Origin of the sequence: Streptomyces sp. NPDC050448 (assembly GCF_040655295.1) — a bacterium.
Taxonomy (GTDB): Bacteria; Actinomycetota; Actinomycetes; order Streptomycetales; family Streptomycetaceae; genus Streptomyces.
Genome location: NZ_JBFAJR010000056.1, coordinates 11,316 through 34,951, shown reverse-complemented (window position 1 = coordinate 34,951; position 23,636 = coordinate 11,316). Strand labels below are relative to the sequence as shown.

At 72.7% G+C, this 23,636-nt stretch carries 3 protein-coding genes; all 3 read right to left on the bottom strand.

The annotated features are described in order from the left end of the window. A partial coding sequence (locus AB0I68_RS36445; protein ID WP_363181699.1) for a type I polyketide synthase occupies positions 1-1,868 on the bottom strand: 1,868 nt, incomplete at its 3' end. A gap of 114 nt (positions 1,869-1,982) precedes the next feature. After that, positions 1,983-12,830, bottom strand: a complete 10,848-nt coding sequence (locus AB0I68_RS36440) for a type I polyketide synthase (RefSeq protein WP_363181698.1) — start codon at positions 12,828-12,830, stop codon at positions 1,983-1,985. Between the two features lie 37 nt (positions 12,831-12,867). Further along, entirely contained in the window at positions 12,868-23,625 is a 10,758-nt protein-coding gene (locus tag AB0I68_RS36435; RefSeq protein WP_363181697.1) for a type I polyketide synthase, read from the bottom strand. Positions 23,626-23,636: the final 11 nt, after the last annotated feature.

The following is a 23,636-nucleotide window of genomic DNA, read 5'->3' as shown; positions in this document are numbered from 1 at the left end:
AGCTCCGGGTCGGCCTCGCCGCGCAGCACCTCGATCAGCGACCAGTCCACCCACCGCTCCAGAGCAGCCGCGCACTCCGCGATCCGCTCCGCGAACACCGGCGAGGAGTCGAGCAGCTCCCGGCCCATACCCGCCCACTGCGAACCCTGCCCCGGGAACACCCACACGACCTTGCCCGGGGCGGTCGAGCCGACACTGCCGACGACGACACCGGCCGCGTTCTCACCGCGCGCCAGCGCCTCCAGCCCGGCCAACGCCTCCTCATCCGAGGAGGCCACGACCACCGCACGGTCACCGAAGACCGCGCGTTCCGACACCAGCGCGCCGGCCACCGACGCCAGCCGCACGCCGCCGGGAGCCGATTCCAGATATGCCGCCAGACGCCCGGCCTGGCCCGCGAGCGACCCGGCGCTCCGCGCCGAGACCACCAACGGCACCGCACCGGCAGGGGCCGCCTCTTCCGTGGCGAGCTCCGCCTCCTCGGCGGGCGCCTCCTCGAGGATCAGGTGCGCGTTCGTCCCGCTGATGCCGAACGAGGACACACCCGCCCGACGCGGCCGGCCGTTCTGCGGCCACTGCCGGGCCTCCGTCAGCAGCTCGATGGCACCAGCAGTCCAGTCCACCTGGGTCGAGGGCTCGTCCACGTGCAGGGTTGCCGGGAGCACCCCGTGGCGCAGGGCCTGCACCATCTTGATCACACCGGCCACACCCGCGGCAGCCTGCGTGTGACCGATGTTCGACTTCAGGGAACCCAGCCACAACGGGTGCTCGGGGTCGCGGCCCCGCCCGTACGTGGCCAGCAGGGCCTGTGCCTCGATCGGGTCGCCCAAGGTCGTCCCGGTTCCGTGGCCCTCCACCGCGTCCACATCGGACGGGGAGAGCCCGGCATTGGCCAGGGCCTTGCGGATCACCCGCTGCTGCGCGGGACCGTTCGGCGCGGTCAGACCGTTCGACGCACCGTCCTGGTTCAGCGCACTGCCGCGCATCACCGCCAGCACCCGGTGCCCGCGTTCCCGCGCCACCGACAGCCGCTCCAGCAGCACCACGCCCACGCCCTCGGACAGCCCCATGCCGTCCGCGCCGTCCGCGTACGCCTTGCAGCGGCCGTCGCCGGCCAGACCCCGCTGCCGGGAGAACGCCATGAAGGCGCCGGGGGTTGCCATGACCATCACACCGCCGGCCAGCGCCATCGAGCAATCACCCTGCCGCAGCGCCTGCGCGGCCAGATGCATCGCGACCAGCGATGACGAACACCCGGTGTCCACGGACACCGCCGGACCCTCGAAGCCGAACACGTACGACACGCGGCCCGACGCCACACTCGACGCCGTCGCCGCGCCCGCGAAAGCCTCCAGCTCCGGTGCAACCCCGCCGCCACCGGTCCCGTAGCCCTGATTGGACACGCCCGAGAACACCCCGACGTCGGCGCCCTTCAGCGAGACCGGGTCGATGCCCGCGCCTTCCAGTGCCTCCCACGAGGTCTCCAGCAGCAACCGCTGCTGCGGGTCCATCGCCAGCGCCTCACGCGGCGAGATACCGAAGAACCCCGCGTCGAAGAGACCCGCGCCTTGCACGAAACCGCCCTGGCTGGTGTACGAAGTACCCGCGCTGTCAGGGTCCGGGTCGATCAAGGCCTCGACATCCCAGTGACGGTCGTCGGGGAAATCGGAGACGGTGTCGACCCCGTCGGCCACCAGCTTCCACAGGTCCTCGGGCGAGGTCACACCACCTGGGTATCGGCACGCCATGGAGACGATGGCGATCGGCTCCCGCGCCTCGTCCTCGACCTCGCGCAGCCGCTTGCGGGCATCGCGTGCGTCGGCGATGGCCCGCTTGAGGTAGTCGCGGAGTTGTACCTCGTCAGCCACTGAATTCAGCTCCCCAGGAAAGTGATGTGTGCGATTGCTGTGGATGGTGGGGCCCCGCTCCTTCTGCGCGGGCCGTACGGCCGGGCCCACCCGGGCCCGGCCGTACGGTCCGGATCAGTTGAGCCGGTCGAAGATCGCGAACAGGTCCTCGTCGCTGGCCGTTTCGAGATCCTCGTCGGATGCGTCCGCGGTCTCCGCGGTCCCGTCGGAACCTCCCGCCGCCTCTGCCGCCTTCAGCAGTTCCCGCAGGCGCACGGTGATCCGGTCGCGGGCCTCCTCATCGGATGCCGCGGACTCGATCGCCGCGTCCAGGCCGGCGAGACCGGCCAGCACCGGATCGGCGGGGGACGCCTTGTCGACCGCGAGCTCGTCGCCCAGGTGGCGGGCGAGCTCCATCGGGGTGGGGTAGTCGAAGACCAGCGTGGCCGGAAGCTTCAGGCCGGTGGCCTCACGCATCCGGTTACGCAGCTCCACCGACGTGAGCGAGTCGAACCCGGCGTCCTTGAACGCCGTCTCCGCACGGACACTCTCCGGTCCGGCGTGCCCGAGCACGACCGCGACCTGAGTACGCACCAGGTCAAGAAGCAGTGCCTCCTGTTCTTCCGCACCGAGCCCGGCCAGCCGGTCGGACAGCTGCCGGCGCTCGTCGCCGCCGGTGCCCGCCGCCTGCTGCCGGCCCACGCGCACCAGGCCGCGCAGCAGATGCGGGACACCGCCACCGGCCACCGCGTCTGCCCGTACGCCCCGCAGGTCCAGCTTGACCGGCACCAGCAGTGCCTGTCCCGACCCCACGGCCGCACCGAACAGCTCCATCCCCTCCACGGGCTTGAGCGCCATGACTCCCCCACGTCCCTCACGCCGACTCATCTGAGTCAGAGTCAGGTCGTCCATGGTGTCCGCCAGTCCGGTGGCCTGATCCCACGGGCCCCAGGCCAGTGACAGACCCGGCAGGCCAGCCGTCCGACGGCGGGCCATCAACCCGTCCAGGAAAGCATTGGCCGCCGCGTAGCCGCCACTACCAGCTCCTATAAAGACTGACGCTGCGGAGGAGTAGACGATGAAGGCGTCGAGGTCCAGACCGCGGGTCAGTTCGTCCAGGTGGCGCACCGCGTCGACCTTCGGTGCGAACACCGTCGCCAGCCGGTCCGGGGTCAACGCCCCGATCACGCCGGCGTCGAACACACCGGCCGTGTGCACCACACCGGTCAGGGGGTGCTCGGCCGGCACCGATGCCAGCAGGGCCTGCACCTGGTCGCGGTCGGACACGTCACAGGCCGCCACCGTCACCGCCGCGCCCTGCTCCGCGAGCTCGGCGACCAGCTCTTCCATACCCTCGGCCTGCGGACCGCGGCGGCTGGCCAGCACGAGGTGCCGCACTCCGTATCGGGTGACCACGTTTCGGGCCAGCAGCGCACCCAACGCCCCGGCACCCGTGACCAGGACCGTGCCTTCCGGTCCGAACGCTGCCGGAACATCCGGAGCTTGCTCGGTGACCCGGACGAGCCGCGGCACGGAGAGGGCCGTTCCGCGCACGGCGACCTGCGGCTCGCCGCCGGCCAGCACCGCCCCGAGTACGGATTCCGCTCCCTCGCCGGAGGCCGGGTCGGTGTCGACCAGGACGATCCGGTCGGGGTGCTCCGCCTGGGCGGCGCGCACCAGACCCCACACGGCCGATCCGGCCGGGTCGGTGACCGCGCCGTCTCCGGCGGGAACCGCGCCCCGGGTCACAACCACCAGGCGCGAGTCCTCGAGCCCGGTCGCGGTCAGCCACGCCTGCACGATGCCGAGCACCCAGGAGGACAGATCCAGTACCGCGTCCTCGCCGTCGATACCGACGGCTTCCAGGACCGCCGCCTCCGGCACGTCGGCACCCGATATCGCGTCGTCGGACAGGGCCGCCACATCGTCGGCATTGGCCACGGGCGCCCACGACGGAGAGGAGTCCGCTCCCTCGGCCGGGGGCAGCTCGGTCCACTCCACGCCGAACAGCGAGTCACGGCTTTCGTCCCCTGCCGCAGCCTCCAGCTGGTCGGCGGACACCGGGCGGGAGACCAGCGAGTCCATCGTCACCACCAGGCGACCGGTCTCGTCGGCAGCCTCGACCGACATCGCGTCCGTGCCGGACGGCGCGACCCGCACCCGCAGTGCGGAGGCACCCGCGGCATGCAGCACCAGCCCGTTCCACGCGAACGCCAGCACGGCCTCCCGGGGTTCCTCTGCTGCGGTGCCCGCCGCAGCACCGGCGGTTCCGGCCTGCAGGGCCGCGTCCAGCAGCGCGGGGTGGATGCCGAACCTGCCGGCCTCCTTGCGCTGCTCCTCGGGCAGGGCCACCTCGGCGAAGACCTCCTCGCCGCGACGCCACACCGCCCGTACGCCCTGGAACGCCGGACCGTAACCGAAGCCGCGCTCGATCAGGTCGCCATAGAGGTTTCCGACCTCGACCGGCTGCGCGCCGACCGGCGGCCAGGCCGCGAAGTCGAAGCCGGTGCCCACGGCGCCCGGCTGAACCGGCGCCGACAGCACGCCGGTGGCGTGCCGCGTCCACACGTCCGCACCGTCCTGACCGGCAACGTCTTCGCGCTGGGAGTACACCTCCACGGTCCGCGAGCCCGCCTCGTCCGGTCCGCCGACGGCAACCTGTACGCGGACCCCACCGTGCTCGGGCACCACCAGCGGCGCCTGGATCACGAGCTCTTCGAGCACGCCGCATCCGGCCTCGTCACCGGCCCGCACCGCGAGCTCCACCAGCCCGGTACCCGGAAGGAGCACCACACCGCCGATCGCATGATCGGCCAGCCACGGGTGCGACTTCAGCGACAGCCGCGAGGTGAAGACCAGTCCGTCGGACTGCGGCAACCGCACTACAGCACCCAGCAGCGGGTGATCGGCCCCGGCGAGCCCCAGCGACGCCGCGTCGGTGGCCGTCGCGGCCGGCTGGAGCCAGTAGTGCTGCTGGTCGAAGGCGTAGGTCGGGAGGTCCACTCGTCCGGGCGTCGCCCCGGCGGGCAGAATCCGGGCCCAGTCCACGTCCATCCCGCGGACGAACAGTTCGGCCATCGAGGCGAGCAGCCGTCGCAGGCCGCCCTCCTCGCGTCGCAGCGAACCGATCACGATCACACCGGCGTCGGCGTCGGCGTCGTCGACGGTCTCGGTGACCGGCTGGACCAGCACCGGGTGGGCGCTGACCTCGACGAACACCCCGTGGCCCTGCGTGAGCAGGTCCGCCACGGCGGGGCCGAAGCCCACCTGGCCCCGCAGGTTCCGGTACCAGTACCCGCCGTCCAGGACATCGGCGTCGGCCACCCAACCGCCGGTCACCGTGGAGTAGAACGGCACCTTCGGCGCCAGAGCGGTCACCTCCGCCAGCGCCTGCGCGAGCGTGTCCCGGATCGCTTCCACGTGCCGGGTGTGCGAGGCGTAGTCCACCGCGACCCGGCGCAGCCGGATGCCTTCACGCGACAATGCTTCCAGGGCTTCGTCCAGCGCCTCCGCGTCACCGGCGATGACCACGGAGGACGGCCCGTTGACCGCGGCCACCTCGACCCGGTCGGCCCACGGAGCCAGCCGTACGACGGCCTCGTCCGCGCTCAGCGCGACCGAGGCCATACCGCCGCGGCCGGCCAGCTCCTCGGCAATGGCCTGGCTGCGCAGCGTCACCACGCGCGCCGCGTCCTCCAGCGACAGCGCACCCGCCACACACGCGGCCGCGATCTCACCCTGCGAGTGACCCAGCACCGCATCGGGCTTGACCCCGACCGACTCCCACACCGCCGCCAGACCGACCATCACGGCGAAGCTCGCCGGCTGCAGGACATCGACCCGCTCCATGAGCTCCGGGTCGGCCTCGCCGCGCAGCACCTCGATCAGCGACCAGTCGATCCACGGCTCCAGAGCAGCCGCGCACTCCGCGATCCGCTCCGCGAACACCGGCGAGGAGTCGAGCAGTTCCCGGCCCATGCCCGCCCACTGCGAACCCTGCCCCGGGAACACCCACACGACCTTGCCCGGCATGCCCGAACCGGGACTGCCGGCCACGACACCTGCAGCACTCGCGCCACGCGCCAGCGCCTGGAGTCCGGCCAGCGCCCTGTCAGCAGAGTCGGCCACCACGACCGCACGCTCGCCGAAGACCGTACGGCCCGACACCAGCTCCCCGGCCACGTCCGCCAGCGACATCCCGCCGACGGCAGACTCCAGGTACGACGCCAGCCGACCGGCCTGACCCGCGAGGGAACCAGCGCTCCGGGCCGACACCACCAGCGGCATCGCCCCAGCAGGTGCCAGGGGCTGCTGAGTCTCTGCGGCAGCCGGCACCGGTTCGGCGGGCGCTTCTTCCAGGATCAGGTGCGCGTTCGTCCCGCTGATGCCGAACGAAGACACACCCGCCCGACGGGGCCGGCCGTTCTGCGGCCACTCCCGGGCCTCCGTCAGCAGCTCGATGGCACCCGCAGTCCAGTCCACCTGGGTCGAGGGCTCCTGCGCATACAGCGTTGGAGGCATGACCTCGTGCCGCAGCGCCTGCACCATCTTGATGACCCCCGCGACACCTGCGGCAGCCTGCGAGTGGCCGATGTTCGACTTCAGCGAACCCAGCCACAGCGGCTGGTCGGCGTCCCGGCCCTGGCCGTACGTGGCGAGCAGTGCCTGGGCCTCGATCGGGTCGCCCAGGGCGGTACCGGTGCCGTGGCCCTCGACGACGTCCACGTCGGACGGGGTGAGCCCGGCGTTGTCCAGCGCCTTGCGGATGACCCGCTGCTGCGACGGACCGTTCGGCGCGGTCAGACCGTTCGACGCACCGTCCTGGTTGACCGCACTGCCGCGCAGCACCGCCAGCACCCGGTGACCACGCTCACGCGCCACCGACAAACGCTCCAGCAGCACCACGCCCACGCCCTCGGACAGCACCGTGCCGTCCGCGCCGTCCGCGTACGCCTTGCACCGGCCGTCCCCGGCCAGACCCCGCTGCCGGGAGAACGCCGTGAAGCCTGCGGGCGACGCCATCACCATTGCACCGCCGGCGAGCGCCATCGAGCACTCGCCCTGCCGCAGCGCCTGCGCCGCCAGGTGCATCGCCACCAGCGACGACGAACACGCCGTGTCCACCGTGACCGCCGGACCCTCGAGGCCCAGCACGTACGACACCCGGCCCGACGCCACACTCGACACGGACCCCGTAACGGCGAAGCCCTCCAGCTCCGGTGCAACGGCGCCGGCTCCGTAGCCCTGCCCGGACACCCCGGAGAACACCCCGACATCGGTGCCCTTCAGCGAGACCGGGTCGATGCCGGCGCCCTCCAGCGCCTCCCACGAGGTCTCCAGCAGCAGCCGCTGCTGCGGGTCCATCGCCAGCGCCTCACGCGGCGAGATGCCGAAGAACCCCGCGTCGAAGAGACCCGCGCCCTCGAGGAATCCACCCTTGCTGGTGTACGAGGTACCCGCGTTGTCGGGGTCCGAGTCGAACAGACCCTCCAGGTCCCAGCCACGGTCCTCGGGGAAGGACGACACCGCGTCCCGGCCCTCCGACACGAGCCGCCACAGGTCCTCCGGACCCGCCACGCCACCCGGCAGACGGCACGCCATACCTACGATCGCGAGCGGCTCACCCTCATCGGCCACCATGGCCGCCGGTGCTGCTGGTGGCGCCGGCAAGGGCGCCACGTCGCCGAACTCGTCCTGCAGGTGACGGGCCAGGGACATCGGCGTGGGGTAGTCGAAGACCAGCGTGGCCGGCAGCTTCAGACCGGTCGCCTCACGCAGCCGGTTGCGCAGCTCCACCGAGGTGAGCGAGTCGAACCCGGCGTCCTTGAACGCCAGCTCCGCACGGACGCCCTCCGGTCCGGCGTGCCCGAGCACGACCGCGACCTGAGCACGCACCAGATCGAGGAGCAGTGCCTCCTGCTCGGCCGCACCGAGCCCGGCCAGGCGGCGGACCAGCCCGCTTTCCCCGGCGGCTGCCGCCCGCGCCTGCTGCCGGCCCGCGCGTACCAGGCCGCGCAGCAGATGCGGGACCGTTCCGTCGGCCGCGGCCTGGGTGCGCAGCGTCCGCAGGTCCAGCTTGATCGGCACCAGCAACGCCTGACCCATGTGCAGGCCGGCGTCGAACAGGCCCATGCCCTCGGCGGCCGTGATCTCCAGCACACCGCCACGGCTCGCACGCGCCTGGTCGACGTCGCTGAGATGAGCGGCCATGCCGAGGGACCGCTCCCACAGGCCCCACGCCAGCGACAGCCCGGGCAGACCCGCCGCCCGGCGGCCGGACATCAGCCCGTCCAGGAAGGCGTTGGCCGCCGCGTAGTTGCCCTGGCCACCGCCACCGAACACGCCCGCGACGGAGGAGAACACGACGAACGCGTCGAGGTCCAGACCGCGGGTCAGCTCATCGAGGTGCCGGACCGCGTCGACCTTCGGTGCGAACACCGTCGCCAGCCGGTCCGGGGTCAACGCCCCGATCACGCCGTCATCGAACACACCCGCGGTGTGTACGACACCGGTCAGGGGGTGCTCGGCCGGCACCGATGCCAGCAGGGCCTGCACCTGGTCACGGTCGGACACGTCACAGGCCGCCACCGAAACCGTGGCCCCCTGCTCCGCGAGCTCGGCGACCAGCTCTTCCACACCTTCGGCATCGGGGCCCCGACGGCTGGCCAGCACCAGGTGCCGCACGCCGTGCCGGGTCACCACGTGGCGGGCCACCACAGCACCCAACGCTCCGGCACCCGAGACCAGGACGGTGCCTTCCGGCCGGAACACCGCCGGGACGTCCGGGACCTCACCGGTGGCCCGGACGAGCCGGGGTGCGGAGAGGGTCGTTCCGCGGACCGCGACCTGCGGCTCGCCGCCGGCCAGCACCGCCCCGAGTACGGATTCCACGCCACTTTCGGCAGCGGGGTCGGTGTCGATCAGGACGATCCGGTCGGGGTTCTCCGCCTGGGCGGCACGCACCAGACCCCACACCGCCGCTCCGGCCGGGTCGGTGACCGCACCTTCTCCGGCGGGGACCGCGCCACGCGTCACGACGACGAGCCGCGAATCCTCCAGGCCTGCGCCGGTCAGCCAGGCCTGCAGGACCCCGAGCACCCAGGAGGACAGGTCCAGTACCGCGTCCTCGCCGTCGATACCGACGGCTTCCAGGATCGCCGCCTCCGGCACGTCGGCACCCGATATCGCGTCCTCGGACAGGGCCGCCACATCGTCGGCATTGGCCACCGGCGTCCATGACGGAGAGGACTCCGCCCCGTCGGCCGGGCGCAGCTCGGTCCACTCCACGCCGAACAGCGAGTCGGCAACCGCCGTGTCCGACGCAGCCTCCAGCTGGTCGGCGGACACCGGCCGGGAGACCAGCGAATCCAGCGTCACCACCAGGCCACCGGTCTCATCGGCAGCCTCGACCGACAGCGCGTCCGTGCCGGACGGCGCCAGCCGTACGCGCAGTGCGGAGGCACCCGCGGCATGCAGCACCAGCCCGTTCCACGCGAACGCCAGCACCACCTCCCGTGGTTCCTCTCCTTCCGTGCCCGTCTCGGCGGCGAAGGTCCCGGCCTGCAGGGCCGCGTCCAGCAGCGCCGGGTGGACGCCGAACCTGCCGGCCTCCTTGCGCTGCTCCTCGGGCAGGGCCACCTCGGCGAAGACCTCCTCGCCGCGTCGCCACACCGCCCGCAGGCCCTGGAACGCCGGACCGTAACCGAAGCCGCGCTCGACCAGGTCGGAGTAGAAGTCCCCGACCTCGACCGGCTGCGCACTCGCCGGCGGCCACGCAGCGAAGTCGAATCCCCGCCCCGTCTCATCCGCCGCCGTCGGGGCGGACAGCAGTCCGGTGGCGTGTCGCGTCCACATGCCGACGGCGTCTTCGCGCTGGGAGTACACCTCCACGGTCCGTGAGCCGGCCTCGTCCGGTCCGCCGACGGCAACCTGTACGCGGACCCCACCGTGCTCGGGCACCACCAGCGGCGCCTGGATCACGAGCTCTTCGAGCACGCCGCATCCGGCCTCGTCACCGGCCCGCACCGCGAGCTCCACCAGACCTGTACCCGGAAGGAGCACCACACCGCCGATCGCGTGATCGGCCAGCCACGGGTGCGACTTCAGCGACAGCCGCGAGGTGAAGACCAGTCCGTCGGACTGCGGCAACCGCACCACAGCACCCAGCAGCGGGTGATCAGCCGTCACCTGTCCCAGCGAGGCCGCGTCGGTGGCCGACTCGCCCGGCTGGAGCCAGTAGTGCCGGTGCTCGAAGGCGTACGTCGGCAGGTCCACGCGTACGGACCCGGACCCGGCGGGCAGGACTCCGCTCCAGTCCACGGCCACACCACGGACGAAGAGCTCCGCCATCGAGGCCAGCAGCCGCCGCGGGCCGCCGTCCTCGCGCCGCAGCGAGCCGGTGACCACCACGTCGGCGTCAGGGTCGGTGTCGGTGTCGTCGACGGTCTCGGTGACCGGCTGGACCAGCACGGGGTGGGCGCTGACCTCGACGAACACCCCGTGGCCCTGCGTGAGCAGGTCCGCCACGGCGGGGCCGAAGCCCACCTGGCCCCGCAGGTTCCGGTACCAGTACCCGCCGTCCAGGACATCGGCGTCGGCCACCCAACCGCCGGTGACGGTGGAGTAGAACGGCACCTTCGGCGCCAGAGCGGTCACCTCCGCCAGCGCCTGCGCGAGCGTGTCCCGGATCGCTTCCACGTGCCGGGTGTGCGAGGCGTAGTCCACCGCAACCCGGCGCAGCCGGATGCCTTCACGCGACAATGCTTCCAGGGCTTCGTCCAGCGCCTCCGCGTCACCGGCGATGACCACGGAGGACGGCCCGTTGACCGCGGCGACCTCCACGCGGTCGGCCCACGGAGCCAGCCGTACGACGGCCTCGTCCGCGCTCAGCGCGACCGAGGCCATACCGCCGCGGCCGGCCAGCTCCTCGGCAATGGCCTGGCTGCGCAGCGTCACCACGCGCGCCGCGTCCTCCAGCGACAGCGCACCCGCCACACACGCGGCCGCGATCTCACCCTGCGAGTGACCCAGCACCGCGTCGGGCTCCACGCCCACGGACGACCAGACCGCCGCCAGGCCGACCATCACGGCGAAGCTCGCCGGCTGCAGGACATCGACCCGCTCCATGAGCTCGGGGTCGGCCTCGCCGCGCAGCACCTCGGTCAGCGACCAGTCGATCCACGGCTCCAGGGCGGCAGCACATTCCGCGATCCGTTCGGCGAAGACCGGCGAGGAGTCGAGGAGTTCCCGGCCCATGCCCGCCCACTGCGAACCCTGCCCCGGGAACACCCACACGACCTTGCCCGGAGCAGTCGCACGACCGGACACCACACCGGGCGCACCCTCACCGCGCGCCAGCGCCTGCAGACCGGCCAGCGCCTCCTCGTTCGAACCCGCGACGACCACCGCGCGCTCGCCCAGCACCGCACGGCCCGACACCAGCGACCCGGCCACCTCCGCCGGCGGCACCCCGCCGGAGCCCTCGACGAACGACGCAAGGCGCTCAGCCTGGCCCGCGAGGGAACCGGCGCTCCGCGCCGACACCACCAGCGGCACCACACCGGCGGGCGCCGCCTCCTCCGAGACGGGCTCCGGCGCCTCCGCCGGCGCCTCCTCCAGGATCAGGTGCGCGTTCGTCCCACTGACGCCGAAGGAGGACACGCCGGCCCGGCGCGGCCGGCCGTTCCGCGGCCACTCCCGGGCCTCGGTCAGCAGCTCCACCGCACCCGCGGACCAGTCGACCTGAGGCGTGGGCTCGTCCACGTGCAGCGTGGGAGGCATGACGCCGTGGCGCAGCGCCTGCACCATCTTGATCACACCGGCCACACCCGCGGCAGCCTGCGAATGGCCGATGTTCGACTTCAGGGAACCCAGCCACAGCGGCTGCTGCGGGTCCCGGTCCCGTCCGTAGGTCGCCAGGAGCGCCTGGGCCTCGATCGGGTCGCCCAGCACGGTACCCGTGCCATGACCCTCCACCACGTCCACATCGGACGGGGAAAGCCCGGCACCGGCCAGCGCCTTGCGGATGACCCGCTGCTGCGCCGGACCGTTCGGCGCCGTCAGACCGTTCGACGCGCCGTCCTGGTTCACCGCACTGCCGCGCAGCACCGCCAGCACCCGGTGACCACGCTCACGCGCCACCGACAAACGCTCCAGCACCACCACACCGACGCCCTCGGCCCAGCCGGTTCCGTCGGCCGCCGAGGAGAACGCCTTGCACCGGCCGTCCCCGGCCAGACCCCGCTGCCGGGAGAACTCCACGAAGGCGCCGGGCGTAGCCATCACCGTCGCGCCGCCGGCGAGCGCCATCGAGCACTCGCCCTGCCGCAGCGCCTGCGCCGCCAGGTGCATCGCCACCAGCGACGACGAACACGCCGTGTCCACCGTGACCGCCGGACCCTCGAGACCCAGCACGTACGACACCCGGCCCGACGCCACACTCGACAGCGTCCCCGTGACCGCGAAGCCCTCGGTCTCCGGCGCGCCCGTACCGCCGCCGTAACCCTGGCCGGCCACTCCGGAGAACACCCCGACGTCGGTGCCCTTCAGCGAGACCGGGTTGATGCCGGCGCCCTCCAAGGCCTCCCACGAGGTCTCCAGCAGCAACCGCTGCTGCGGGTCCATCGCCAACGCCTCACGCGGCGAGATACCGAAGAACCCCGCGTCGAACTGGGTGGCCTCGTGAAGGAACCCGCCCTGGTCGGTGTATGAGGTACCCGCGTTGTCGGGGTCCGAGTCGAACAGACCCTCCAGGTCCCAGCCACGGTCCTCGGGGAAGGACGACACCGCGTCCCGGCCCTCCGACACGAGCCGCCACAGGTCCTCCGGACCCGCCACGCCACCCGGCAGACGGCACGCCATGCCCACGATCGCTATCGGCTCGCGGGAAGCGCCGAGGAGTTGGCGGTTCTGCTTCTTGAGCGAGCCGACCTCTTCCAGCGACTTCCGTAGCGCGTCGACGACCTTCTCGTAGGATGCACTCACTTAACTGCCCCAATCATTTAGTAGTTTCGAAGGATTCTTAGTCGCCGAGCGCCATTTGCACGAGATCATCGACGCCCAGCTCGGCAATCGCTATCTCTTCATCGGCCTTGTCGATCGAGCCGATTTCCGATTCGCCGTCGCCGAGGGCGACCAGCTTGACCAGGGCATCCATCAATCCAGCTTCCCGGAATCGGGCCAGCGGGAGAGATGCGAGTGCATGCCGCAGCCGTTCCTCCTCCACTTCAGAGTCAATTGCGTTGCCCTCCGGGAGCAATTCGCGGTACAGGTGCCGTGCGAGGGTCTGCGGGGTCGGGTAGTCGAAGATCAGCGTGGCCGGAAGCTTCAGACCGGTCGCCTCGCACAGCCCGTTGCGCAATGCCACCGAGGTGAGTGAGTCGAATCCGGCGTCCTTGAATGCCAGCTCCGCCTGCACACCCCCCGGTCCGGTGTGCCCGAGTACGACCGCGGCCTGAGTCCGCACCAGGTCGAGGAGCAGGGCCTCCTGCTCTGCCGCGGTGAGCCCGGCCAGCCGACGGACCAGCCCGCCGTCCGTGGCGGACGCCGCCCGCGCCTGCTGACGACCCGCCCGTACCAGGGCCCGCAGCAGGTGCGGGACTTCCCCGCCGGCTGCGGTCTGGGTTCGCAGCTTCCGCAGGTCCAGCTTGACCGGCACCAACAGCGCCTGCCCGGACCCCACAGCGGCGTCGAACAGTTCCATGCCCTCCGCCGCTGCCAGCCGCAGGGATCCCCCACGCCGGTTCACCCGGGTCCTGGTGAGCTCGTCGATGCTTCCTGCCACGTCGGCGGTCTGCTCCCACTGGCCCCAGGCCACCGACACACCCGGCAGGCCTGCCGCCCGACGGCTGGACATCAGCCCGTCCAGGAAGGCGTTGGCCGCCGCGTAGTTGCCCTGACCGGCCGACCCCATCAGGGAGGCCGCGGACGAGAACACGACGAACGCGTCGAGGTCCAGACCACGGGTCAGCTCGTCCAGGTGCCGGACCGCGTCCACCTTCGGCGCGAACACCGTCGCCAGCCGCTCCGGGGTCAGCGCCCCGATCACCCCGTCGTCCAGCACACCCGCGGTGTGGACCACACCGGTCAGCCGGTGCCCGGCCGGCACCGACGCCAGCAGGGCCTCGACCTGGTCACGGTCGGACACGTCGCAGGCCACCACCGACACCGCAGCACCCTGCCCGGTGAGTTCGGCGACCAGCTCCTGCACTCCGTCGGAGTCCGGCCCCCGACGGCTGGCCAGCACCAGATGCCGCACCCCGCGCCGGGAGACCAGATGCCGGGCCATCAGGCCACCCAACGACCCGGTGCCACCCGTGACCAGGACCGTTCCCTCCGGCCCGAACACCGCGGGAACATCCGGGGCCTCGTCGCCCGCCCGGACGAGCCGGGGGGCGGAGAGGACCTCGCCACGTACCGCGACCTGCGGCTCCCCGCCGGCCAGCACCGCACCCAGCACCCTCTCCGCGGCGCCTTCGGCAGCAGGGTCGGTGTCGATCAGGACGATCCGGTCGGGGTTCTCCAGCTGGGCGGCACGCACCAGGCCCCACACAGCCGACCCGGCCGGGTCGGTCACCGTACCTTCGCCGGCGGGAACCGCGCCCCGGGTGACGACCACCAGCCGCGACTCCTCCAGTCCGGGCCCGGCCAGCCACGCCTGTACGACCTCCAGCACCCGGGAGGTCAGAGCCAGCACCGCATCCTCGCCGGTACCACCGACGGCCTCGAGGACCGCCACCGCCGGGGCATTCGCGCTCCCGGCGAGAGCCGCCACATCGTCGGCATCGGCCACCGGAAGCCACGAGGGAGCGAGCCCGGCACCCTGAGCCTGGGGCAGCTCGGTCCACTCCACCCGGAACAGCGAGTCGGCGCGCGCCGTGCCCGCCGCGGTCTCCCACTGCTCGGCGGAGACCGGCCGCGACACCAGCGAGTCCAGCGTCAGGACCAGGCCGCCGGTCTCGTCGGCAGCCTCGACCGCCAGCGCATCCGGGCCGAAGGGCGTCAGCCGTACCCGCAGGGCCGAGGCACCCGCGGCGTGCAGCACCAGACCGTTCCAGTCGAGCGGCTGCAGTTGTCCGTCCGCCTCCGCGGCGTCGGCCGTCCCTGCGTGCAGGGCCGAGTCCAGCAGCGCGGGATGGATGCCGAACCTGTCGGCATCCTTGCGCTGCCCCTCGGGCAGGGCCACCTCGGCGAAGAGCTCCTCGCCGCGCCGCCACACCGCCCGTACGCCCTGGAACGCCGGGCCGTAGCCGTAGCCGCGCTCGACCAGGCCGGAGTAGAAGTCCCCGACCTCGACCGGCTGCGCGCCGGCCGGCGGCCAGGCAGCGAAGTCGAACCCGGTGCCACTGCCGCCCGTCCGAGCCGATGTCGACAGCACACCGGTGGCGTGCCGCGTCCACAGGCCCCCACCGGCAGCGTCCTCGCCCTGGGAGTAGATCTCCACGGTCCGCGATGCGTTCTCACCCGGTCCGCCGACGGCGACCTGTACGCGGACTCCGCCGTGCTCGGGCACCACCAGCGGTGCCTCGATGACGAGTTCGTCCAGGACCCCGCAGCCGGCTTCGTCACCGGCCCGCACCGCAAGCTCCACCAGCCCGGCGCCCGGAAGGAGCACCACGCCGGCGATCGTGTGATCGGCCAGCCACGGGTGCGACTTCAGCGACAGCCGCGAAGTGAAGACGAGCCCGTCGGACTGCGGCAGCTGCACCACCGCACCCAGCAGCGGGTGATCGGCCGTCGTCTGGCCCAGCGACGCAGCGTCCGTGGCCGACCCGGCCGTCTGGAGCCAGTAGTGCCGGTGGTCGAAGGCATAGGTCGGCAGGTCCACACGCCGGGAGGGCGCCGTCTGCGGGAGCACGCCGCTCCAGTCGACGGCCACGCCCCGTACGAACAGCTCGGCCATCGAGGCGAACAGCCGCCGCAGGCCGCCGTCCTCGCGGCGCAGCGAACCCGTCACCACCGCATCGGTATCCGTGCCGTCGACGATCTCGGTGATCGGCTGGACCAGCACCGGGTGGGCACTGACCTCCACGAACACCCCGTGGCCCTGCGCCAGCAGCTCGGCCACGGCCGGACCGAAGCCCACCTGGCCGCGCAGGTTCCGGTACCAGTAATCGCCGTCCAGGACACCGGCGTCCGCCACCCAGCCGCCGGCGACGCTGGAGTAGAACGGCACCGTCGGAGCCTGGGCGTCGATCCCGGCCAGGGTTTCGGCGAGCGTGTCGCGGACGGCCTCCACGTGCCGGGTGTGCGACGCGTAGTCCACCGCGACCCGACGCACCCGGACACCGTCAGCGGACAGCGCCTCCAGCACCTCGTCCAGAGCCTCGGCATCACCGGCGATCACCACGGACGACGGCCCGTTGACCGCGGCGATCTCCACACGGTCGGCCCACGGCTCCAGCCACGCAACCGCTGCGTCCGCGCTCAGCGCGACGGAAGCCATGCCGCCGAGCCCCGCCAGCTCCTTGGCAATCGTCTGGCTGCGCAGTGTCACCACACGCGCGGCGTCCTCCAGGGACAGCGCACCCGCCACACACGCGGCCGCGATCTCACCCTGCGAGTGGCCGAGCACCGCATCGGGCTTGACCCCGACCGACTCCCAGACCGCCGCCAGACCGACCATCACGGCGAAGCTCGCCGGCTGGAGTACGTCCACCCGCTCCAGGAGCCCGGGCTCGGCCTCGCCGCGCAGCACGTCGATCAGCGACCAGTCGATCCACGGCTCCAGGGCGGCCGCGCACTCCGCGATCCGCTCGGCGAAGACCGGCGAGGAGCCGAGGAGTTCACGGCCCATGCCCGCCCACTGGGAGCCCTGGCCCGGGAACACCCACACGACCTTGCCCGAAGCAGTCGCACTCCCGGACACCACCCCGGCCGCGTCCTCACCGCGCGCCAGCGCCTGCAGACCGACCACTGCTTCCTCGCCCGAGTCGGCAACAACCACCGCACGCTCACCGAAGACCGTCCGGCCCGACACCAGCGCTGCGGCCACGTCCGCCGGCGACACCTCATCGGCGCCCTCGACGAACGCCGCCAGCCGCCCGGCCTGACCGGCCAGCGAACCGGCACTCCGCGCCGACACCACGAACGGCACCACACCGGCAGGCGCCGGCGCTTCCGCGACGGTCTCAGCCGTCTCCGGGGGCGCCTCCTCCAGGATCAGGTGCGCGTTCGTCCCGCTGATGCCGAACGAGGAGACACCGACCCGACGCGGATGACCGTTGCGCGGCCACTCCCGCGCCTCCGTCAGCAGCTCGATGGCACCCGCAGACCAGTCCACCTGACGTGAAGGCTCGTGCACGTGCAGCGTGGGCGGCATGACGCCGTGCCGCAGCGCCTGCACCATCTTGATCACGCCGGCCACACCGGCAGCCGCCTGCGTGTGACCGATGTTCGACTTCAGGGAACCGAGCCACAGCGGCTGCTCCGGGTCACGGTCCCGCCCGTACGTCGCCAGCAGTGCCTGCGCCTCGATCGGGTCGCCCAGGGCCGTGCCCGTGCCGTGGCCCTCCACCACGTCCACGTCGGACGCGGTGAGCCCGGCGCTGGCCAGGGCCTTGCGGATCACCCGCTGCTGCGAGGGACCGTTCGGCGCGGTCAGGCCGTTGGACGCACCGTCCTGGTTCACGGCGCTGCCGCGCAGCACCGCGAGCACCCGGTGCCCGCGCTCCCGCGCCACCGACAGCCGCTCCAGCACCACCAGACCGACGCCCTCGGACAGCACCGTACCGTCCGCGCCGTCCGCGTACGCCTTGCACCGGCCGTCGGCGGCCACGCCCCGCTGGCGCGACATGCCGAGGATTCCGATCGGCGATCCCATCACGGCGACACCGCCGGCGAGCGCCATCGAGCACTCGCCCTGCCGCAGCGCCTGCGCCGCAAGGTGCATCGCCACCAGGGACGACGAACATGCCGTGTCCACGGTGACCGCCGGACCCTCGAAGCCGAAGGCGTACGACACCCGGCCCGAGGCCACACTGCCCGCCGTGGCGGTCGTGACGAAGCCTTCGAGCTCCGCGGGCATGTTCGTCAGCGACTCGACGTAGTCGTGGATGGAGACGCCGGAGAAGACGCCGATGTTGCTGCCCTGTGCCGTGCTCGGGTCGATGCCCGCCCGCTCCAGCGCCTCCCAGGAGGCCTCCAGCAGCAGCCGCTGCTGCGGGTCCATCGCCAGCGCCTCGTTCGGCGAGATGCCGAAGAACGCGGCGTCGAACTGCGCGGCCTCGTGCAGGAATCCGCCCTGCCCGGCGGCCGAGGTGCCCGTACGGTCGGGGTCGGGGTCGGACAGACCCTCCAGGTCCCAGCCGCGGTCGTCGGGGAAGGACGACATGCCCTCACGGCCCTCGGACACCAGCTGCCAGAGGCCATCGGGATCCGCCACGCCGCCCGGCAGGCGGCACGCCATCCCGACGATCGCGATCGGCTCGTCCGGATCCGCGACGACGGCCGCAGCCGAGGCAGGGGTGTCGGCCGCCGCGTCACCGAGCTCCTCGCGCAGGTGACGGGCGAGGGCGACCGGGGTGGGGTAGTCGAAGATCAGCGTGGCCGGCAGCTTCACACCGGTCGCCGCGCTCAGCCGGTTCCGCAGCTCGACCGCGGTCAGCGAGTCGAACCCGATGTCGCTGAACCCCCGGGTGCCCTGCGCCAGTTCGGGGCCGCTGAAACCGAGTACGTTGCCCGACTCGGCCTGGACGACGGTCAGCAGGATGCCCTCCTGCTCGGCCGGCGACAGCCCGGCGAGCCGGCGGACCAGTCCGCTGCTGTCCCCGGCAGCCGCCCGCGCCACGCGCCGACTCGCGCGGACCAGGCCGCGCAGCAGATGCGGGACTCCCCCGCCGGCTGCGGCCTGGCTTCGCATGGTCTTCAGGTCCAGCTTGATCGGCACCAGCAGCGGCTGGTCCGCGTGCAGGCCGACGTCGAAGATGTGCAGGCCTTCGGCCGGCGTCATCGCCAGCACGCCGCCACGGCTCATACGGGCCTGGTCGACGGCGCTGAGGTGAGCGGTCAGGCCGTTGCTCTGCTCCCACAGGCCCCAGGCCAGCGACAGTGCGGGCAGGCCCGCCGCCCGGCGGCCGGCCATCAGGCCGTCGAGGAAGGCGTTCGCCGCCGCGTAGTTGCCCTGACCGGCCGACCCCATGAGGGAGGCCGCGGACGAGAACACGATGAACGCGTCGAGGTCCAGGCCGCGGGTCAGCTCGTCGAGGTGGCGCACCGCGTCCACCTTCGGCGCGAACACCGTCGCGAGCCGCTCCGGGGTCAGCGTCGCGATCACGCCGTCGTCCAGCACACCGGCCATGTGCACCACACCGGTCAGCCGGTGCTCGGCCGGCACCGAAGCCAGCAGCGCCTCGACCTGGCCCCGATCGGACACGTCACAAGCCGCCACCGAGACCGCAGCACCCAGCTCGGTGAGCTCGGCGACCAGCTCCTCCACACCCTCGGCGGCCGGACCCCGACGGCCGGCCAGCAGCAGATGCCGCACCCCGTGCCGGGTGACCAGGTGCCGGGCCACCAGAGCGCCCAAGGCTCCGGTGCCACCGGTGACCAGGACGGTCCCTTCGGCGCCGAACACCGCGGGCTCGTCCGGAACCTCACCGCCGGCCCGGACGAGCCGGGGGACGGAGAGGGCGGTTCCGCGCACCGCGACCTGCGGCTCCCCACTGGCCAGCACCGCACCCAGGACGGAACCCGCCCCGTCACCGGAGGCCGGGTCGGTGTCGATCAGGATGATCCGGTCGGGGTTCTCGGCCTGCGCGGCCCGCACCAGACCCCACACGGCCGATCCGGCCGGGTCGGTCACCGTACCGTCGCCGGCGGGGACGGCGCCCCGGGTCACCACGGCCAGGCGCGACTCCTCCAGCCCGGTCCCGGCCAGCCAGGCTTGGACGACCTCCAGCACCCGGGAGGCCGACTCCAGTACCGCGTCCTCGCCGTCGGCGCCGGCCACGGCCTGCAGGACCGCCAACGCCGGGACGCCGGCGCTCCCTGCCAGAGCCACCACGTCGTCAGCGGTGGTCACCGGCACCCACGACGGCGCCGGCTCCCCACCCTGAGCCGCAGGCAGTTCGGTCCACTCCACCCCGAACAGCGAGTCGCGGCTCTCATCGCCCGCCGCGGCGCCCAACTGGTCGGTCGACACGGGCAGGGACACCAGCGAGTCCATCGTCAGGACCATGTCGCCGGTCTCGTCGGCGGCCTGGAACGACAGCGCGTCCGGCCCGCACGGGGCGACCCTCACCCGCAGTGCCGAGGCACCCACGGCATGCAGCACCAGCCCGTTCCACGCGAACGGCAGCACCTGGCGGTCGTCGTCCGGATTGGCGAAGGCGTTCGTGTGGAGGGCGGCGTCCAGCAGCGCCGGGTGCATGCCGAACTTGCCGGCTTCCTCCCGCTGTTCCTCGGGCAGGACGGCTTCGGCGAAGACCTCGTCACCGCGCCGCCACACCGCCCGCAGGCCCTGGAACGCCGGGCCGTACGCGTAGCCGCGCTCGAGCAGGTCGGTGTAGAAGTTCCCGACCTCAAGCGGCTCGGCGCCCGGGGGCGGCCACGCGGCGAAGTCGTAATCCTGTCCCGTTCCCCGTTTCGCCGACGACGCCGACGACGCCGCCAGGAGTCCGGTGGCGTGCCGCGTCCATTCGTTCGCGCCGCCCTCGCCGGCTGCGTCCTCGCGCTGGGAGTACACGTCCACCGTGCGCGAGCCGGTCTCGCCCGGTCCGCCGACCGCGACCTGCAACCGCACGCCGCCCTGCTCGGGCAGCACCAGCGGCGACTCGATCACGAGTTCTTCCAGGACGCCGTAGCCGAACTCGTCGCCGGCCCGCACCGCGAGGTCGACGTACATCGTGCCGGGGATGATCACCACGCCGCCGATCGCGTGACCGGCCAGCCAGGGGTGCGTCCGCAGCGAGAGCCGCGAGGTGAAGACCAGCCCGTCGGACTGCGGCAGCTGCACCACCGCGCCCAGCAGCGGGTGATCGGCCCCGGTCAGCCCCAGGGACGCCGCATCCGTGGCCGACCCGGCCATCTGGATCCAGTAGTGCTGGTGGTCGAAGGCGTACGTCGGCAGGTCGATGCGGGCGGACGCCGCTCCGGCGGGCAGAACCCCGGCCCAGTCGAGGGCCACGCCGCGGACGAACAGCTCGGCCATCGAGGCGAACAGCCGCCGCAGGCCACCGTCCTCACGGCGCAGCGAGCCGGTCACCACCACATCCGTGTCGGTGTCGCTCTTGTCGAGGGTCTCGGTGATCGGCTGGACCAGCACCGGGTGGGCACTGACCTCCACGAACACCCCGTGGCCCTGCGCCAGCAGCTCGGCCACGGCCGGACCGAAGCGCACCTGGCCCCGCAGGTTCCGGTACCAGTACCCGCCGTCGAGGACGTCGGCGTCCTCCACCCAACTGCCGGTCACGGTGGAGTAGAACGGCACCTTCGGCGCCTGCGCGTTGACGCCGGCCAGCGCTTCGGCCAGCGTCTCGCGGATGGCCTCCACGTGCCGGGTGTGGGACGCGTAGTCCACGGCCACCCGGCGTATCCGGACGCCCTGGTCGTCGAGCGCGTCCAGCGCCTCGTCCAGCGCCTCGGCATCACCGGCGATCACCACGGAGGACGGCCCGTTGACCGCGGCGACCTCCACACGGTCCGCCCACGGCTCCAGACGCGCAACGGCCTCGTCCGCGCTCAGCGCGACCGAAGCCATACCGCCACGCCCGGCCAGGTCCTCGGCAATGGCCTGGCTGCGCAGCGCCACGACGCGCGCCGCGTCCTCCAGCGACAGCGCACCCGCGACGCAAGCCGCGGCGATCTCGCCCTGCGAGTGGCCGATCACGGCATCCGGCTCCACGCCCACCGACGCCCAGACCGCCGCGAGGCCCACCATCACGGCGAAGCTCGCCGGCTGCAGCACATCGACCCGCTGCAGGAGCCCGGGGTCTGCCTCGCCGCGCAGCACGTCCAGCAGCGACCAGTCCACCCACCGCTCCAGCGCGGCCGCGCACTGCGCGATCCGCTCGGCGAACACCGGTGAGGAGTCGAGCAGTTCCCGGCCCATGCCCACCCACTGGGAGCCCTGGCCCGGGAACACCCACACGACCTTGCCCGGCGCACCCGAACCGGTCACCAGACCGGGCGCGCTCTCACCGCGCGCCAGCGCCTGCAGACCGGCCAGCGCCTCCTCGTCCGAACCCGCGACCACCACGGCGCGCTCGCCCAGCGCCGCCCGGCCCGACACCAGCGCCCCGGCCACCTCCGCCAGCGACACCTCGTCGGCGCCCTCGAGGAATTCCGCGAGCTGCCCGGCCTGGGCCGCCAGCGAGCCGGCGGTCCCCGCCGACACCACCAGCGGCACCGCACCGGCTGGCCGGGCCTCTTCCGTGACGGGCTCCGCGGCCTCCTGCGGCGCTTCCTCCAGGATCATGTGCGCGTTCGTGCCGCTGGCCCCGAAGGCGGAGACGCCTGCGCGGCGCGGGTGGCCGTTCCGGGGCCACTCCCGCGCCTCGGTCAGCAGCTCGACCGCACCCGCGGACCAGTCCACCTGGGGGGTGGGCGCGTCCACGTGCAGGGTGGCCGGGAGCGTACGGTGGCGCAGCGCCTGGACCATGTTGATCACGGCGGCGACGCCGGACGCCGCCTGCGTGTGACCGATGACGGACTTGACCGAGCCGAGCCACAGCGGCTGCTGCGGGTCGCGGCCCTGGCCGTACGTGGCCAGCAGCGCCTGCGCCTCGATCGGGTCGCCCAGCACCGTGCCCGTGCCGTGGCCCTCGACCGCGTCCACGTCGGACGGGGAGAGCCCTGCGCTCTCGAGCGCCTTGCGGATCACCCGCTGCTGCGACGGACCGTTCGGCGCGGTCAGGCCGTTGGACGCACCGTCCTGGTTCACGGCGCTGCCGCGGATCACGGCCAGTACCCGGTGCCCGCGCTCCTGCGCCACCGAGAGCCGCTCCAGCAGCACCACGCCCACGCCCTCGGCCCAGCCGGAGCCGTCGGCGCCGGCGGCGTAGGACTTGCAGCGCCCGTCGAAGGCGAGTGCGCGCTGCCGCGCGAAGCCGACGAACCCGCCCGGCGTCGCCATGACCGTCGAGCCGCCCGCGAGCGCCATGGAGCACTCGCCCCGGCGCAGCGCCTGTGCGGCGAGGTGGATCGCGACCAGCGAGGACGAGCACATGGTGTCGACCGTGACCGCGGGGCCCTCGAGCCCGAGGGTGTAGGCGACGCGCCCGGAGGCGACGCCGCCGGCCGTGCCCAGGGCGCGCTCCAGGCTGAGGTACCCCTCGAAGCCGCTGAGGTCCGGCGCGTAGTCCTGGTGCACGATTCCGGCAAAAACGCCGATGTCGCTGCCGCGGACCGAGTGCGGGTCGATGCCGGCCCGCTCGAAGGTCTCCCAGGACACCTCGAGCAGCTGTCGCTGCTGGGGGTCCATCGCCAGGGCCTCACGCGGCGAGATGCCGAAGAACCCGGCGTCGAACTGCGCCGCGTCGTGCAGGAAGGCGCCTTCCCGCACGTACGTCGTACCGGGGTTGTCGGGGTCCGGGTGGTAGAGGCCCTCCACATCCCAGCCGCGGTCCTCGGGGAACGTGCTGTACACGTCGGCGCCCTCGGACACGACCCGCCAGAAGTCCTCCGGCCCGCGGATCCCGCCGGCGTACCGGCAGGCCATGGACACGATCGCGATGGGTTCCGCGGCTGCCGCGACGAGTGTGCTGTTCTCCTGCTGAAGCCGGGCGTTCTCCTTCAGCGAGGCACGCAGTGCCTCGACGACCTGCTGGTCGGGCGCCGACATATCCATCCTCC

Bases quoted from the DNA above. Each gene is read 5' to 3' on its own strand.
- AB0I68_RS36435 (WP_363181697.1), bottom strand. From the start codon at position 23,625: ATGTCGGCGCCCGACCAGCAGGTCGTCGAGGCACTGCGTGCCTCGCTG.